This window comes from Arthrobacter sp. MPF02, from assembly GCF_046605375.1.
Classification (GTDB): Bacteria; Actinomycetota; Actinomycetes; order Actinomycetales; family Micrococcaceae; genus Arthrobacter.
The window spans coordinates 164,626-179,788 of sequence record NZ_CP176772.1 but is presented as its reverse complement, the minus strand read 5'-3'; the positions used below and the strand labels follow the sequence as shown (position 1 = coordinate 179,788).

Sequence of the window (15,163 nt, the reverse complement as noted above, 5' to 3'; positions counted from 1 at the left end):
TTGATGGTGCCGGGGGTTTTCACAGAGACCCCGGCACCATCACGTGCCTGTTTTTTGCTGGCTATTGTGATTCCGGATACTTCACGGGGTACGGACGGAGGGACGTGAAGTGCTTTCCCGTAAACAGTACGGAGCTGGAATCGTGTTGATCTCTTTGTGTGGCGTCCATAGCCGGTCCAGTGCGATGGAGGCAGTGGCCCGGCCTTGGAGTTGACCGGGGCATCGGCCGGGAGCAGTGGCAGGATCGCAGCTGCCCCTGATCAGTTGGAACTGCTGATGGGCAGGATCGCTGGGGGAGATCGGCGTGCCTTTGAGGATCTGTATGTCCGCACCGTGAGGCGGCTGTTCGGTTTGGCGCTGAGCGTTTCACGAAGGCCTGAGCTGGCCGAGGAGATTGTGCAGGACGTCTATGTCCAGGTGTGGTCATCGGCAGGTGCCTATGACCCGGCCCGAGGTTCGGTTTTGGCCTGGCTGTTCACGCTGACACACCGCCGGGCTGTGGATGTTCTCCGTCATGAACGCAGCTGTCGTGAGCGTGATGCCCGGTACCACCGCGAGACGTTGGCGCTTGGATCAAACGGCACCGAAGAGGCAGTCCTGCGGAAACTGGACGACGAAAAGGTTTTGGCCTGCCTGGCCGTGTTGAGTGCCGCCCGGTCCGAGGCGATCTGCCTGGCTTACTTCGGCGGGCAGACCTACACGGAAGTCACCCGCACCTTGAACGTGAGCGTACCGGCAGTGAAGTCCCACATCCGGGATGGCTTGCGGGTGATGCATCTGGTATTTGGCTCCGCCGAAAGCTACTGGGAGGGCCCTACTTCACGGTGAGGGTGCCTTTCATGTTGCCGTGGAAGATGCAGTGGTAGGTGTAGGTTCCCGGTTCGGTGGGGGCGTTGAAGGTGGTGGTGTCGCCGCCTTTGATGGTGACATCGAACGCGTCACCGGTGTCAGCGGTAACGGTGTGAGGTTCGGTGTCTTCGTTGATGACGGTGATTTCCGCTCCGGGGCTCACAGTCTCCCCACCCTGATATTTGAAGCCCTTGATCAGGATTTCCGCCGGCGCCGCTGCAGGTGTTGAACCAGTAGTGGAAGCTGTGGGCGCAGGTTCTGTGGTGGCGGCAGGGGCTGACGGGAATTGCTCTGTCAGTGTGGGCGCTGCGGTGTTGCCGGACCCGGACATGCCGGGTCCGCCGCATCCGGACAGAACCAGCAGCGCTGCTGCAGTGGCGAGGCCGAGCGAGGCAGTCTTTTTGTGCGTTTTCATGATGGTCCTTGCAAGGGTGGGTTCTGAAAGTTTGATGTGCGGAAACGGGCAGAATCAGGGGTGTTCGATCCAGCAGGCGAGGATGGTGGTGGAGAGCTGGTAGGCCAGGGCGTTGCGGGTGATGTTCTCCGGGCCCAGGGTGGCGGGCAGGTCGGTGGTATCCACCTGCAGCACGAAGCTGTCTTTTTGGAACTCTGCTGACCCGTCCGCGGTTTCATAGGCAGGGAAGCCGAGGTTCGCCAGGCCCTCGATGGGGGTGGCGTCCTTGGCCAAGGCCTGCATCGCGTCAAAGTGTGTCAGTGCAGCCGCCTGGTTTTTGGCTTCCTTGACCGAAATGACCAGATCCCCCTCGTCCAGGTGGTATATGCAGGTGAAGGTGCTGTCCGCCCAGTCATTGATCGTGTGCGGGTCCTGCTTCAGGTCGAGGATGTCGGTGAGCCGGTCCATCGGCTGGTCACCGCAGACCATCAGGGCAGCCTCGCTGGGACCATCTGCTTGGGTGGCTCCCGGGGAGGATGACCCAGCATGGCCGTCACTGCCATGGCCATCAGCGTGGCCATCAGCGTGTGCGGGGCCGGGCGACGTCACAGCCGGGGCTGAGCCCGAAGGATCTGCGGGTGCTGGTACGGATCCGGTTGCTGCTGCGCAGCCGGACAATAAGAGGGCAGAAATGCTCAGGGAAGCCAGCAGGGGTTTGCGGTGTTTCATTGGTCTCTTCTACCTCCTGGCCGCCGTACCTTCCGGTTGGTGGCCGTTGTCAGGCTTTGAGGGTGGCGTAGATGACGTAGTTGTCGTCAAACTCCCCGGTGGCGGGGTCGTAGCCGTCGCAGGTGATCAGACGCAGCTCAGCACTCTTTGTGTTGCCGTAGACCTCGAGGGTGGGGAACCCGTCTTTGGGGTAGAGCGCGCCGCGGTCAACGGTGAACACGGCCGTGCTGCCGTCGGTTCGGGAGACGTTGATTTCGGCGCCGGGAGTGAGTTTGCGCAGGTCCGCGAAGACGCCTCCGCGTCCGCTGGGCGAGTTGACGTGCCCCAGCACCACTGCGGGGCCGCGCTCCCCCGGGGTGGGGGAACCGTCGTACCAGGACGCAGGCGCGCCGTTGCCGTCGTCCTGGGGTACTTTCAAAGAGCCGTTCGCCTCGAGTCCCAGATGGATCAGGTCTGTCCGGACCCCGATCGAGGGAATGCTCAGGGTTGCCGGGGCCGAGGCGGCCATGACCGGCGGCAACTGTTCCGCGGGCGGGGCGGCTGCGGGGGCAGCCGGTGAGGGTGCGGCCGGAGGCGGGGTCGGGACAGCCGCGTTGGTAGGTGCCGTCGACGCTGAGACGGGGGCCGAAGGTGCTGTTCCGGCGTCGGGGGTGGTGGGTCCGGCGGCGCAGCCTGCCAGGGACAGCGCGAGCAGAACCCCGGCCGCCGTGGCCGCTACGTGGCCTTCGCGGCGGCCGGAGCTCTTGATGGTCACGGTAGTGATGTCCTTAACTGGGGCTTAGGCTGCTGCGGTGCGGCGGCGGACTACGTAGGCTCCACCGGCGAGGGCAACCAGGGCCAGGCCGGTGCCGACGGCGAGGGCGCCGGTGTCGGTACCGGTTTCCTGGGCGATGCCGGTGTCGGCGCCGCCAACAGGCATTGCCATCTGGCCGGCGGTCAGGGTGCCGCAAAGTGCCGGTGAGGTGGCAGCTAGGGGAAGCTCAGGAACCAGGTCGCTCTTGGCTGCCTGTGCTGCCGGGCTGAGGGTTGCCGGGTCAAGGCCGTGGACGACGACGACGGCGGTGCCGGCTTCGAGGGCGGCCTTGGCTTCGGGGGTCAGGTCGAAGGTGCGGTCGATGGTGTAGCTGCCGCCCTGGCCGGCGACCTTGAGGTCAAGGCCTGCTGCCGGGCTGGTGTCCCCACTGGTGGAGAGCGTGGTGACGATGCCGCCGTAGGACGGTGCACCCTCGGTGGTGTTGATGACCCCGTCACCGTTGCCATCGGCCGCTGGTGTGGGGCAGACACCCTGGGCTCCGCCGTGGATGTGCTGGACGTGCGGGTACGGGGCGTCCATGAAAGTCTCGGCCAGGCCGGAGACTTTCAGGACGGCGTGGGCCTGGTTGCCTGTGACATGGACGGTGACGGTACCGGAGGCAGAACTGCCGTTGAGCTGGCCCAAAGTGGACTGGTAGGACTGGTCGGCGGCCATGGCGGGGGAGCCGGAAAGGGCAAGGGCGCCCAGGGCAAGGGTGGGAACAGCCATAAAGCGAAGTGTCTTATTCATTGCAATTTCTCCTCATTCACGCGCGTGTGATGTTGGCACCCCAACAAAGGGGACACGAGTACTTCGAAACCAGGACCGAAACGGATGGGTAAAATTGTGCCCCGGCCCACAATATTTTTTGGGGCACGGTTTCCCGGCACCGTACGGCGTACCGGTAAGGGCAGAGGGTCCCGCCGTGCTCAGGGCGGCGACGCACTTGGGCCTCGGCGCCCGGCGGCTGTCCATGACCCGGTCCCGGTCTTGCCCAGCAGGGCGTATCCCGCGACGGCCAGGGCCCCGCCAACGCCTTCGGCAACCGCGCTAATGACCTTGGCTGCGTACCAGACCGGCTCATACATCGAAGGCAGCGGCCCGACAGCCGGGACCTGGACGTACCGGTACAGGATCACAGCTGCCAGAGACGACAGCCCGACCAAGGCAGCCGTAGCAAAAGCCGCCCATGAACCCCTGAGTAGCACAAACACCGCGGCCAGGACCGCGGCGCCAGCCTGGACCAGGAACAGGGTGCCCTGCCCGATCCCGCCCGGGGCAGCCTGCTGATAGCCCGGGGCGAGCTGGACATGGACCACTGCGCTGACCACCAGACCCGCCGCGGCAACAATACGCACCACCCACAGAGACCGCGCCTGTGGTTTTATCTCTGCCCGGTTACTGTCATCACTCATCGCACCGTTCATTTCACGACCAGCGTCCCGTTCATCTGTGGATGGAAGGTGCAGATGATCCCGTATTCCCCCGGGGCGTCCGGGGCCTGAAAGATCACCGTCGCACCACCCGGAACTTCAACATCAAAGCCGCCCTCGTCCTTGGCCGTCACGGTGTGCGGGGCGCTGTCCGCGTTGGTCACCGTCACCATCGCCCCTGGCTTCACTGAATCCGGAACCTCATACTTGAAGTCCCGAATGGTGATCACCCCTTCAGTCTGGGCTGGATTACCGGCTGACGGGGCCGCAGAACTGGCCACGGGTGAGGGAGAAGAGTCCCCGTTTTGGGCGGCGCATCCTGTGATGCCCGCCAGCGACACGGCCGCAGCTACGGCCCAGATACCGGTAATGGTTTTCATGGCAATCCCCTTCGAAAGGGGTCGATCCTCCACCCGCCGGCCGGCGCGCCCATCAGGAAACTACCCCTGCACCTTATTCGTCACCCCCACTCTGATGGACTGCCCAACGGCAGCAGCCTGTCCACCGTTAGCCGCAGCAGGTGCTTCTTGCGGTAGCAGCTGATTACCAGGACCAGGACAATGGTTGGCCTTTCCGAAAGACAGCATGCTTACGGTTTTGTGTAGGCTGGCCTGATGGGGGCAGCCAGAACGGCAATGCAGATAGCGAAAGGTGAGTCATGACGGAAATTACCGCACATCACGGACTGTTTAAAGACACCAACCTTCACGTGGATGACACTGGAGGCACCGGTCGTCCGGTCGTCCTGATTCACGGGTGGCCGCTGTCCGGGGAAGCCTTTCAGGCCCAGGTACCGGCCCTACAGGAGGCCGGGTACCGGGTCATCACGTATGACCGGCGCGGTTTCGGCCGCAGTGATAAACCCTTGACCGGGTACACATACGACACTATGACCAAGGACCTGCACACCCTGCTGGGCCAGTTGGACCTGACTGACGTCACCTTGGTTGGTTTCTCCATGGGCGGCGGCGAGGTTGCCCGCTACTTCAGCCTTTACGGCGCAGAGCGGCTGCGCAGTGTTGTTTTCGCATCCGCGGTCCCGCCCTTCATGATGCAGGGCGATGACAACCCCGAAGGTCCGCTGACCAAGGACAAGGCTGCGAAGATGACCGCTGACCTGACCAAGGACGAGGATGAGTTCTATGACGGGTTCACCCGCGAGTTTTTCTCCGTCGATGGGGAACTCAAAGTCAGTGAACAGCAGCGCCAGGACGCCATTGCCCTGTGCAAGCAGTCGGACAAAAAAGCGGCTTTGGCCTGTATGGAAGCCTTCGGCAGCACTGATTTCCGCGCAGATCTCACCAAGGTGAACGTACCCGCCCTCGTGCTCCACGGTGACGGTGACGCCACGGTGCCCTTCGAAGGATCCGGCCAGCGCATCCACGAAAGCCTGCCCGGCAGCGAACTGCACGTCATTGCCGGTGCCCCGCACGGCTGCAACGTCAGTCACCCGGAAGAATGGAACGAAACTTTGATCCGGTTCCTTGCGAACTAGCTGACAGGCCATGTTGACCGGCCTCCGCCAGGGGCCGGTCAAACTCCTGTGTCGGCCGGGCAGGCCTGACGACAGACAAGTACGGCCTGCGCAACGAGATCGTGTTGGCAGTTCGATGCTTCAGAGGTTGGGATCTTTTTGAGCGAAAACGCTTCAGGCGGAGGTACGGATCGTTTCGGGGACGGAAGTGGTCTGGTTGGGCTCCTGGAACCGAATGTAGTGAAGGTTCTGGAGTTGGCGCGCCGGCATTTGCAGATGGATGTTTCGTTTCTGTCCGAATTCCGCGGCGGACGACAAATTTACCGGGAAGTCACTGGTCAGGCAGGTTCCTTTGGCATCGTCCCAGGTGCAGGCCCTGAATTACCTGACACCTATTGTCAGCAGATGATTGATGGCGCGCTGCCCAATGTCGTTCCTGACAGTCAGGTCGACCACCGGGTGCGGGGTCTGGCGACTACGTTGGAGCGCGGGATCGGCAGTTACATTGGAGTTCCCTTACGACTTTCCGATGGAAGCTTGTACGGCACGTTTTGCTGCATGAGTCGCGGGCCGGAGCAGCTGACTGACCGTGATGCAGCATTTATGGCAATGTTGGCCGAGGTACTTATCGAAACACTGGATGCCCAACAATCTGCCGCGCAGCAACGCGAGGTTATCAGCGGAATCCTCGCCACCGGCTCTGTAGAGTCCGTGTTCCAGCCGATCATGAACCTGAAAAATGGAACAACGATTGGTTATGAGGCCCTGTCCCGGTTTACGCAGGCCAATGGCGCCCCCGACAGGGTGTTCGAATCAGCTCACGCGACAGGGCTCGGCGTCGAGCTTGAAATGCTTGCAATACAGACTTCGGTGAGGTCCCTGCTGCAGCTGCCTGCCAATGCATACCTGGCAGTGAACGTTAGCCCAAGCGCAGCGCTTGTCCTGACTGAAGAAAGCTTCGGGTCTCTGGGGGTTGACGTAAGCCGGCTGGTGCTTGAGGTTACGGAAACCGCGGCAGTGGCCGCCTATGAGAAGCTGAGGAACCATTTGCAGCCCTTACGGGAGCAAGGATTGAGGATCGCGATAGACGACGCGGGGGCAGGTTTCGCTTCTCTCCACCACATTGTGGAATTACGACCCGATATCATCAAGGTTGATAAGTCCCTCATTCAAGGAGTAGCCACAGACTCCTCACGCCGCAGCGCAGTCCGCGCTTTCGTCACGTTAGCTAAAGATCTTGAAGCGGCAACTGTCGCCGAAGGCGTTGAAACTCCAGCCGACTTGGACGCGGTCCGGGCCTTGGACATCAGCTGCGCCCAGGGCTACCTCATAGGCCAACCTGGACCGATATAACACATCCCATGCCGGTAAAGCGGGCACCATACATGTCGCACTACCGGTGCCGCGACTTGTTCACACTGATCAACGTCGAGACGTCCTTGCCTCGGTTTGACCTGCGTAAGCGCCTAAAGCAAGTGGGACGGATTTCCTTTGCTTCTACTCGTGCCACTCGAACGAACACCGGTAACGGATAAAGGACCTCGGTCAGGGCCAGTCTTTTTTACGGAAGGGCGCCGGCTGCGGGGCAATCAGGGCAACATCTCCCGTCCACATCTCACCGAGCCGCAGCCCGGTTGCCGGCGCTCCCAGCGAGAATGACTCTTGAACGTCCCCCTTCGCAACTATCTCCAACCGCACATCTGCATCATTCATTGTTCCCCCTAAACAAGTCTGCAACGCCAAATATGGTAAGCAGCATTACTAAAACACAAAGCCTCTATCCGCCGACGCGAATAGTTGATGGAATCTTGAGAGTTACTATTACGTCATTCTTACAGCGTTTAAAATAACTTGGATTGTACTCGCGAGTAGACAATATCCGCGTTTACGATAAGTTTTGTCGGGTGTCGGGTGGCTGGGGGGCCGGGACGCAAAGCAGCGTTTCACTTAGCAACTAAGCCCAGGATCGTCCCCCGGGGCGGCAGCAAGGAGTACCGTGACAGGAACATTCGAACTTTTCAACAACGGGCACACGTCATTCGGATTCAGGCTTAAAGCACCTGACGGAGCCGTCCTGGCATTCTCGAACCAATTCACGGATAAGGCCTCCGCGGTGCAGGCAATTCAAGCAGTACGGGAACATGCCGCCATGGGACTAATCGCCGACAGCTGCACCACAGCAGAGGCAAGCACACCCAAGACGAAACACCCCTGAGCGCCTAGCCCGGACAGGGCCCCGCAAAACGGGCAGAGGCGCCTACTGGCGCTTCCTGCAGGTCAAGGGGAGGCCGCAGTGTGCGCCCGAAGCGCGTAGCGCACAGTTGGCGAATAGGCCGGGCCGGGCACGAAGCACGCATCAAGATTCACGCAATAACTCTCCTTGATGGCCAACATGCTTCCACCCGGCGTTGCTGCTACCTAACGTAATCGGACCGCCGGAAAACATGACCGGCAGGCCGACCGGCCGACACTCCGGCGGGGCTCCGCGACAAGGCAACGCAAGAACTTCAACATCTCTGACAGGCCCTGATAGTGGCCAAAGAAGAGACAGACCCATGCAGAGGATATGTGATGGAAAAAGCAATTCATTTTGACCTGCCTGCTGCAGTCAAGAAACGGTCCAAGACAACCTCCTCAAGTCCTGCGCCGGTGCCCTCTCCTCCCAACAGGCCACTCGGTGAATCCCCGGCCTTGCCATCCCGAGGCCGCGAACGCGAAGTACAGCAGCTCATCCACGACCTCGCCGTCCTTGCCGCCAACCACCGCTCCCCAATCTGATAGTGGATCTTGAGCTTCCCTCTAGAACACTGAGCTACCGTGTGCTGGGGGGAACGAAACGGACCTTTTTCGTCACCCTTCCAACTACCGGTGAGAGCGTGAGGGCCGTGAAGGGGTGGGGTGATTCTCCAAGCAGCAGCTGGCTCCGCTCACCCCACAGCGAAAAAACCGACAATTGCGAGAAACGGAAGCCACCCTGATGACTACTTTCAGGACAGAGGGCGGGATTCCGTTTGTTGCCTGACAGTCTTGAACTGAAGTGAGGTACGGCATGGATGTATGGGTATGGGCGCTGCTTGGCCTCGCGGTTCTCGCCACGGCGGCTTTGGCGGGGTGGCGGCTTCAGATGCGGCGGTCTTCGACCGGGCGGCGGGTGGCAGGACGATACCTTTCAACAGAACATTCGGGAAAGCGCTTCAATGACTGCCGCAAGCGGAGCAGCAAAATGCCCGTGAGAGTCTCTCACGGGCATTTGCGCCTCAGCCGCTGAGCCGCGTTGTTCCCGCATTGAAGGAACGCGATGAGCCACTGCAGGAAGAACAGCGGAACCAACACAGGCGCCTACAGCACACACTCGATACGCAGGGGTGCCAGTAGAATCCGGCGAATCGCATCTGGTGCGAATTCGACGGACTTTGATACCGCTGCCCTGCCGACAACCGGCTGCCCCCGGGATTGCTTATATTTTCGGGCTCTTTAGAGTCGGCGGCAGCACGTTGCCGGAGCTGAATCAGCGTGACGTGGCGGACGGCACGAATGAAAAATCCCCGCAGTTACAGGCCGTTTTGCTGTTGATTCGCAGAATATGCGAAAGTGTCGCGTGTTATGCGAGGACAAAATGTGGACAGACAGCCCGGACCCGCCGGAACCGCCAGGAAATCGCCCGGGACGTGGCGCTGTTCAACCCTGCCGAGCAGGTGTTCCAGGCGATGCTGGACGGGTGGCGCAATCAGCAGTTGAGCCGGAACCTTGCCTTCACGACGATCGCGCGCCGGGAGCAGGTCATCCAGCGTTTTCGCTCCTTCACGGGCGAAGATCCCTGGTCCTGGACCGTGGGTGATGTCGATGAGTTCTTCATGGAGCTGCGTGCCGTCCGCTCCGCGAGCCATTCAACGCTGCTGGCATACCAAAACGCCCTCCGCCTGTTCCTGGGCTATCTGACCGATCCGGCCTACGGCTGGGAGCAGGAATGCATGGAGCGGTTCGGCATCCACCCGGTCCAGGTCTGCCACGAGTGGAACACCGCCGCGCATGTTCAGGAAGCATCCGCCCGCCCCCGCAAGCGACCGCTGACCCGGGACGAGCTGCAGGACCTGTTCGACTACGCCGATGACCGGGTCGATCACGCCCTCAAGCAGGGGGCGCAAAGGCTGGATCAGCGTTCCGCATGGCCACGACCATCAAAGTCGCCTACGCCTGGGGCCTTCGGCGCAACGAGGTGCGCATGCTCGAACTGACCGACTTCGGAACCAACCCGCACGCAGCCGAGTTCGGCGGATACGGCGTTCTTTACGTCCGGCACGGCAAAGCTATGCGCGGCTCACCTCCCAAACGCCGCAGCGTCCTGACAGTCCCCCACACCGGCTGGGCCGTGGACTGCCTGAGGCAATGGATCGAGGAGGTGCGGCCACCCGGAACCGGCGAGGAACACGCATCCCTTTGGCCCACCGAGCGCAGCGGCAGGGTCAGCGCCGACTCACTCACCCTGGAATTCACTCTGCTACGGACCGGGCTCGGACTCGCGGACGGCATCGATTTCCACTCCCTGCGCCGCTCCTACGTCACCCACCTGATCGAGGACGGCTACGACGCCCTGTTCGTCCAGCAACAGGTCGGGCACGAACACTCCTCCACCACCGCCCTCTACACCGGCGTCTCCTCCGATTACCGCACCCGCACCCTGCGGGCGGCCATGACCAAGATGGCCGCAGAAGCCACCGGCACCAACCAGAGGAAGACACCATGAAAAAGCAGATCGAATACGCCTGGCGGCTGCGCGAAATCATGGCCGCACGCGGACTGTTCAACATCTCCGACCTCATTCCCCTGCTCGTCGAACGCGGCATCGACCTCTCCCCCTCACAGATCTACCGGCTCGTCGGACAAAAACCCGAACGCATGTCTATGACCCTGCTCGGCGCCCTCTGCGACGCCCTCAACTGCACCGTCGAGGACCTCTGCCACTTCCATACCGTTGCCACAGCCCAGCGGAAAAACGCCGTGAACGGTCCCGCATCGAACGGCCCCAAAGTCGTTGACCTGAACACGACGATCCGGCCCAAACGCGCCCGCGTCCGCCCCGCAGAGTAATGCTGACCCAGGACGAGAAACTCTGCGCCCGCTGCCGGAAACCAGCCACCAGGCTCGGTGCGAAATGGCCCGAGGGGCGGGTCTGCCGGCTCTGCTACCAGCGCGCTGCCCGGACGCACGGGACCTGTCCCGGCTGCGGGACTGAAAGGCTCCTGCCCGGCCTGGACGGCACCGGATCCCCGGTCTGTGTTGACTGCGCGGGTATCCCGGCCGACTTCCACTGCACCCAATGTTCGTCCGAGGAAGAACCCTACCGGGCCCGGCGGTGCGCCCGCTGCTGCCTGCAAGATCACCTGGCCGACCTCCTCGACGATGGCACCGGGACCGTGTCTGAACCCCTCAAACCCCTGCACGAGGGAATCAGCGGTCAGCCCCACCCGCGCAGCGCGCTGACGGGGCTGCGCAACCCGGACGTCCGCGATCTGCTGTCCTCCATCGCCACCGGCGCCCGGCCGCTGGCCCACACCACCTTCGATGGCCACGAGTCGCCGCGGACGGCGATGCACCTGCGGGAGCTCTTCATCGAGCACGGACTTCTGGAGCCGATCGACCGGAACCTGCTGAACTTCGAGGCCTGGCTGGACCGGGTCCTGGCCGAACTCATGGACCCGGATCACCACGCCCTGATCAAACAGTTCGCCACCTGGCACCACCTTACCACCTGCGCCGGATGCGCCAACTCTCCGTCGCCGGAGAACTGAACTGGGGCACCGCCCGTGCAGCCAAGCAGGATGTCTCCGTGGCCAGGGACTTCCTCCGGCATCTCTCAGGACGAGGGAAACTGCCACCCAATGCCAGCAGGAGGACATCGACCACTGGATCGCCACGGGACCGACAACGCGCAGCACTGCCAGAACCTTCGTGCGCTGGGCCGTCCGGAAGCAGCACCTTCCCCGGGTCGACTTCCCCTACCGCAAAGCCAGTTCCCGGCCCGTCCTGGACCAGAACGAACGGCTCAGGCTGCTGCGCGAAACCCTCGACAATCACCACATCCCACTCCATCACCGCGCAGCCGCCGTCCTGCTGCTCCTCTACGCCCAGCCACTGACACGCATCGCCAGCATGCGAAGCGAGCAAATAAGCCGCACCAGCGACGGCGAAACCGTCATCGTCTTCGAGGACCATCCGGTCCCTGTTCCCCACCCCTTCGACGAAATCCTTCAACAACACCTCGCCGACAGGCCGAACATGAACACCGCCGCCAACCGCGTCTCGGCGTGGCTCTTTCCCGGATACCGCCCCGGCCAACATCTTCATCCCGGCCATCTCATGAAGAAGTTGCGCGAAAGCGGCATTCACCTCCTGGGAGCCAGGAACGCCACGCTGCGCGCTCTCGTCCTGACAATGCCCCCACCGGTTGCAGCCCAGGCGCTTGGCTACAGCACTCAAATCACCGAACAGCACGCCAAACAGGCAGGTAACACCTGGGCCACCTACGCCTCTTATCGGCGGTAGCACAGTGGACGCCGCGAACCCGGACAGAGGTCTAGCGCAAATACTCGGGCTGGCAGGATAGTGCTGTGACGAAACGCGATCCAGATCCAGATTCCGATGCGATGTTGCTGCGGATGAAAGTCTCCATCGTGGGCAGCGAGCCGGCCATCTGGCGGCTACTCGAAGTAGACCCATCCCTGACCATGGACAGAGTTCACGAGGTCCTGCAAACGGCCGTGGGCTGGCGGGATTCACACCTGCATTCCTTCACAGACACCGACCCCTTTGTTCGTCTGCGTGCCGTCAACGGGATCGTGCGCGAACCACGTCGCTGGGTCCCCCTGGACCTGATCGAAGACTCTGACGATGACCTGCCCGAGACGGACTGGACCCTGGGCCAGCTCCTCACCCCGGAGTCCGGTCCCCTGTTCTATGAATACGACTTCGGAGACGGCTGGATCCACCGCCTCGAGCTCACCGGAAGCCTCCCCATGCCGGCCAACACCCCAAGGGCGCGGCTCCTGGACGGGAAGCGGCGGGCGCCGCTGGAAGATTCCGGCGGCACCGGCGGCTACCACGACCTCCTCGACGCCCTCGCAGACCCCGGCCACAAAGACCACAAAGACCTGAAGGCATGGGTCGCCTGGACAGCCGGGCCATGGCAGGAATTCGACCCGGAACAGCTGGACATCAATGCCGTGAACAAAGAGCTCACCCTGCTGTTCGCTGCTCCCTCTGCCAGCGAACACGGCCCCGGAAGTGAGTCACTGACCCAGGAACTCACGAACCGGATGCCTCCCGGGCTGCGACGTGAATTCCGTTCATACTTGCACGCCGCCGGCCTCGACGGCCCCGCAACGGTCGAAGCAGACGTCGCCGAGGCGATGACCGCGCCCTATCTCTGGCTCACTCGCCGCGTCGGGCTTGACGGTCTATCCCTCACCGCTGCCGGCTGGCTGCCGCCGGCCGTGGTGCGCGAGGCCATGACAGAGCTCGGGTGGGCCAAGGACTGGGTCGGCAAAGCCAACCGCGAGGACCAGACCCTGCCCGTTCTTCAGCTGCGCGAAAGCGCTCAACGACTCGGCCTGATCCGCAAAATCAAAGGCAGGCTCGTCCTCACCTCCGCCGCCAAGCGGCTGCTCGATGATCCCGCAGGCCTTTTGCTTTTCCTGGCCCAAGCCGTTGCCCACCGGCACCGTCATGACTCCGAGCGTGACGCGGCGCTGTTACTCCTACTCGAAGTCGCGGCAGGGAAACGAAGTGGTTGGGCCGACTACCTTGAAGCCGTCGCCTTCGGCCTCGAAGCACTCGGCTGGCGCAGCCACACCGGAGCCGGACTGGAACCGAACACCGTCCAAGCACTCCTCGTCGACGCCCACGAGGTCCTGCTGAACCTCGGCATCCTCGACGACCGTTTCGGGCTCAAAGCCAACAGCGTCAACGCGCCAGGGCAAGCCTTCGCCCGCGCAGCACTTCATTCATAACGACTCACACCAGCAGATCACCGGCCCCGAGGCGACCCACGTCATCGGAGGGCAAGTCGTGCAAGTGAAGCAACGGTATTCGCTGGTTCCGAATACGCCGGCTCACCAGCAGCTACTCGGCATATTGCATCAGTCGAAATATTTCGCGGAATTGCGGCCGTACAGCTTCGCGACCGGGGGCTACTAGCGGAACGTCGGCACTATTGGTGTGATAGTGGGATGTCGCCGGAAATCTGGGCAGCAATCATTGCAGCCGTAGCCGCGGTAGTCGCTGCAATCATAGGAGCTGTCGCACAGGTGAAAGCTAAGCACAAAGGGTCATCCGGTGTGCCTCAGGGTGGCGTTGTGCCCCTACCGCAAACGAAAAGTGCGCCCAGCGAAAGCTCCGATTTGTCTCTTGGATCGCCACTAACCGAATCTCAGGCGCCTACTGTTTCACTCCAAATTGAAGACGATGGGCACTTTGCGGGCGGAGATCGAGAACGATGCACCGAGATTGTCCTAGAACTACTCGATCAACCAAAGGACGAAAGACGCGTCATAGTACGAGCGACACCTTTGGCAGATAAACGTTACAAGACCGAAAACCCTAATGCCTATGCCCATCTTCGTGAGCGCGTACGAATGTACGAGAAGGCCCTAAATCTCTTGTTTCGTGGTGGCGTCTTCTACTACTGGAAGTGGCAGCATTCGGATCTGGTCGAAGCAGCGCTTGAACTTCGCAACATCATGCTGCACGCTCAGCGTGACCGTGAACCTTGGTACATCTGGCCACAGGATGACCCATCTGAAGCTTTGCGTGTCCTTTTGACGCCAAAAGACTCTCACTCCATTAGGGCCGGGTACTACCAAGATCCCGCTCCTTCGGACAATCACTTTCCTGAAGCCATACGAGGTGTTCCACGCAATGAACCAATCTGGATCAGCTGGCTCTTTCCACAGATTGTATGGGGACGTATCGTACCTGCAGTCATTGCCCGGCAAGTAGAGCGCAAGGTGGAATCGGCCGTAGATATATCCAGATGGGTTATATCAGACCTCCAGCCCCTTGAACTCGACCACATGCAACCGACAGATTCGGGACCAGATATTTCACCCCCCACTTGGGTATGGTGAAGCATTGTCGCTCCCCTGTTTCCAGTTCAATCCAGCCCGCTGCTCCCAGACCAGACCGCGCATGCCATTGGTGAGTCGCACTGCGTCATTTGAGCATGCAGGGCATTTCCCTCGCGGGCGCGGGCGGTCGCTTCCAGAGGCCCAGAGTGGGCGACACCCCAGCCACCTGCTGACAACACCGACAAAACGTTACCCACTCCCCCAGCTTTACAGAAGATCCGTTATCGGCTCTTCTAAACAGCCGGGGGAGTGTCCGCAGAAGGGCCCTCTTCCGGCATATCACTGGCAGCGTTTTCCTCTGACTCCATTCGTGGAGCTGCTCAGCGGGTGCCTCGTTCACGGCGGTGGAAGTTAGCCTTGGGGGTAAAC

The 15,163-nt window shown here is 61.8% G+C and carries 17 protein-coding genes; 11 read left to right on the top strand and 6 right to left on the bottom strand.

The genetic code is table 11. From position 1 onward, the window contains the following. Positions 1-276: 276 nt before the first annotated feature. Complete coding sequence (locus tag ACLH0K_RS00835; RefSeq protein WP_411374992.1) at positions 277-828, top strand: sigma-70 family RNA polymerase sigma factor; 552 nt, start codon at positions 277-279, stop codon at positions 826-828. Here ACLH0K_RS00835 and ACLH0K_RS00830 read toward each other — a convergent pair. From ACLH0K_RS00830 to ACLH0K_RS00805, 6 genes are all read right to left on the bottom strand, one after another. Next, positions 815-1,264 (bottom strand): cupredoxin domain-containing protein, encoded by a 450-nt coding sequence (locus tag ACLH0K_RS00830; RefSeq protein ID WP_411374991.1) that lies wholly within the window; start codon positions 1,262-1,264, stop codon positions 815-817. The genes ACLH0K_RS00835 and ACLH0K_RS00830 overlap by 14 nt on opposite strands. A 54-nt stretch (positions 1,265-1,318) precedes the next feature. Further along, complete coding sequence (locus ACLH0K_RS00825; protein WP_411374990.1) at positions 1,319-1,732, bottom strand: hypothetical protein; 414 nt, start codon at positions 1,730-1,732, stop codon at positions 1,319-1,321. 289 nt (positions 1,733-2,021) lie between these two features. Continuing rightward, positions 2,022-2,726 carry a class F sortase gene (locus ACLH0K_RS00820; RefSeq protein ID WP_411374989.1) on the bottom strand — a complete coding sequence of 235 codons (705 nt, stop codon included), beginning with the start codon at positions 2,724-2,726 and terminating at the stop codon, positions 2,022-2,024. A 24-nt stretch (positions 2,727-2,750) separates the two neighbouring features. Next, positions 2,751-3,515, bottom strand: a complete 765-nt coding sequence (locus ACLH0K_RS00815) for a hypothetical protein (RefSeq protein WP_411374988.1) — start codon at positions 3,513-3,515, stop codon at positions 2,751-2,753. 179 nt (positions 3,516-3,694) lie between these two features. Then, positions 3,695-4,180: a hypothetical protein gene (locus ACLH0K_RS00810; RefSeq protein ID WP_411374987.1), complete on the bottom strand. Its 486-nt coding sequence runs from the start codon at positions 4,178-4,180 to the stop codon at positions 3,695-3,697. Positions 4,181-4,188: 8 nt separating this feature from the next. Further along, positions 4,189-4,578 (bottom strand): cupredoxin domain-containing protein, encoded by a 390-nt coding sequence (locus ACLH0K_RS00805; protein WP_411374986.1) that lies wholly within the window; start codon positions 4,576-4,578, stop codon positions 4,189-4,191. Positions 4,579-4,856: 278 nt separating this feature from the next. On the opposite strand from ACLH0K_RS00805, the gene ACLH0K_RS00800 reads away from it, so the two are divergent. From ACLH0K_RS00800 to ACLH0K_RS00755, 10 genes are all read left to right on the top strand, one after another. Next, complete coding sequence (locus ACLH0K_RS00800; RefSeq protein ID WP_411374985.1) at positions 4,857-5,693, top strand: alpha/beta fold hydrolase; 837 nt, start codon at positions 4,857-4,859, stop codon at positions 5,691-5,693. Positions 5,694-5,912: 219 nt separating this feature from the next. Beyond that, positions 5,913-7,025, top strand: a complete 1,113-nt coding sequence (locus ACLH0K_RS00795; protein ID WP_411374984.1) for an EAL domain-containing protein — start codon at positions 5,913-5,915, stop codon at positions 7,023-7,025. A 643-nt stretch (positions 7,026-7,668) separates the two neighbouring features. Continuing rightward, complete coding sequence (locus ACLH0K_RS00790) at positions 7,669-7,887, top strand: YegP family protein (protein WP_411374983.1); 219 nt, start codon at positions 7,669-7,671, stop codon at positions 7,885-7,887. Positions 7,888-9,340: 1,453 nt separating this feature from the next. Further along, on the top strand, positions 9,341-9,907 hold the full coding sequence (locus ACLH0K_RS00785) for a site-specific integrase (protein ID WP_411374982.1): 567 nt from the start codon (positions 9,341-9,343) through the stop codon (positions 9,905-9,907). Continuing rightward, the gene (locus ACLH0K_RS00780) at positions 9,838-10,416 is read left to right on the top strand and encodes a tyrosine-type recombinase/integrase (protein ID WP_411374981.1); all 579 of its coding nucleotides are present in this window, start codon (positions 9,838-9,840) and stop codon (positions 10,414-10,416) included. The genes ACLH0K_RS00785 and ACLH0K_RS00780 overlap by 70 nt, the downstream gene beginning before the upstream one ends. Beyond that, positions 10,413-10,760, top strand: coding sequence for a helix-turn-helix domain-containing protein (locus ACLH0K_RS00775; protein ID WP_411374980.1), 348 nt, complete (start codon positions 10,413-10,415; stop codon positions 10,758-10,760). Before ACLH0K_RS00780 ends, ACLH0K_RS00775 begins: the two co-directional genes overlap by 4 nt. Before the next feature lie 326 nt (positions 10,761-11,086). Continuing rightward, positions 11,087-11,461: a hypothetical protein gene (locus ACLH0K_RS00770; RefSeq protein WP_411374979.1), complete on the top strand. Its 375-nt coding sequence runs from the start codon at positions 11,087-11,089 to the stop codon at positions 11,459-11,461. A 160-nt stretch (positions 11,462-11,621) separates the two neighbouring features. After that, entirely contained in the window at positions 11,622-12,215 is a 594-nt protein-coding gene (locus ACLH0K_RS00765; RefSeq protein WP_411374978.1) for a hypothetical protein, read from the top strand. Between the two features lie 65 nt (positions 12,216-12,280). After that, entirely contained in the window at positions 12,281-13,678 is a 1,398-nt protein-coding gene (locus ACLH0K_RS00760) for a plasmid pRiA4b ORF-3 family protein (protein WP_411374977.1), read from the top strand. A 219-nt stretch (positions 13,679-13,897) separates the two neighbouring features. After that, positions 13,898-14,794, top strand: coding sequence for a hypothetical protein (locus ACLH0K_RS00755; RefSeq protein WP_411374976.1), 897 nt, complete (start codon positions 13,898-13,900; stop codon positions 14,792-14,794). Positions 14,795-15,163: the final 369 nt, after the last annotated feature.

Bases quoted from the DNA above. Each gene is read 5' to 3' on its own strand.
- ACLH0K_RS00835 (WP_411374992.1), top strand. From the start codon at position 277: ATGGGCAGGATCGCTGGGGGAGATCGGCGTGCCTTTGAGGATCTGTAT.
- ACLH0K_RS00830 (WP_411374991.1), bottom strand. From the start codon at position 1,264: ATGAAAACGCACAAAAAGACTGCCTCGCTCGGCCTCGCCACTGCAGCA.
- ACLH0K_RS00825 (WP_411374990.1), bottom strand. From the start codon at position 1,732: ATGGTCTGCGGTGACCAGCCGATGGACCGGCTCACCGACATCCTCGAC.
- ACLH0K_RS00815 (WP_411374988.1), bottom strand. From the start codon at position 3,515: ATGAATAAGACACTTCGCTTTATGGCTGTTCCCACCCTTGCCCTGGGC.
- ACLH0K_RS00810 (WP_411374987.1), bottom strand. From the start codon at position 4,180: ATGAGTGATGACAGTAACCGGGCAGAGATAAAACCACAGGCGCGGTCT.
- ACLH0K_RS00805 (WP_411374986.1), bottom strand. From the start codon at position 4,578: ATGAAAACCATTACCGGTATCTGGGCCGTAGCTGCGGCCGTGTCGCTG.
- ACLH0K_RS00800 (WP_411374985.1), top strand. From the start codon at position 4,857: ATGACGGAAATTACCGCACATCACGGACTGTTTAAAGACACCAACCTT.
- ACLH0K_RS00780 (WP_411374981.1), top strand. From the start codon at position 9,838: ATGGCCACGACCATCAAAGTCGCCTACGCCTGGGGCCTTCGGCGCAAC.
- ACLH0K_RS00775 (WP_411374980.1), top strand. From the start codon at position 10,413: ATGAAAAAGCAGATCGAATACGCCTGGCGGCTGCGCGAAATCATGGCC.
- ACLH0K_RS00755 (WP_411374976.1), top strand. From the start codon at position 13,898: ATGTCGCCGGAAATCTGGGCAGCAATCATTGCAGCCGTAGCCGCGGTA.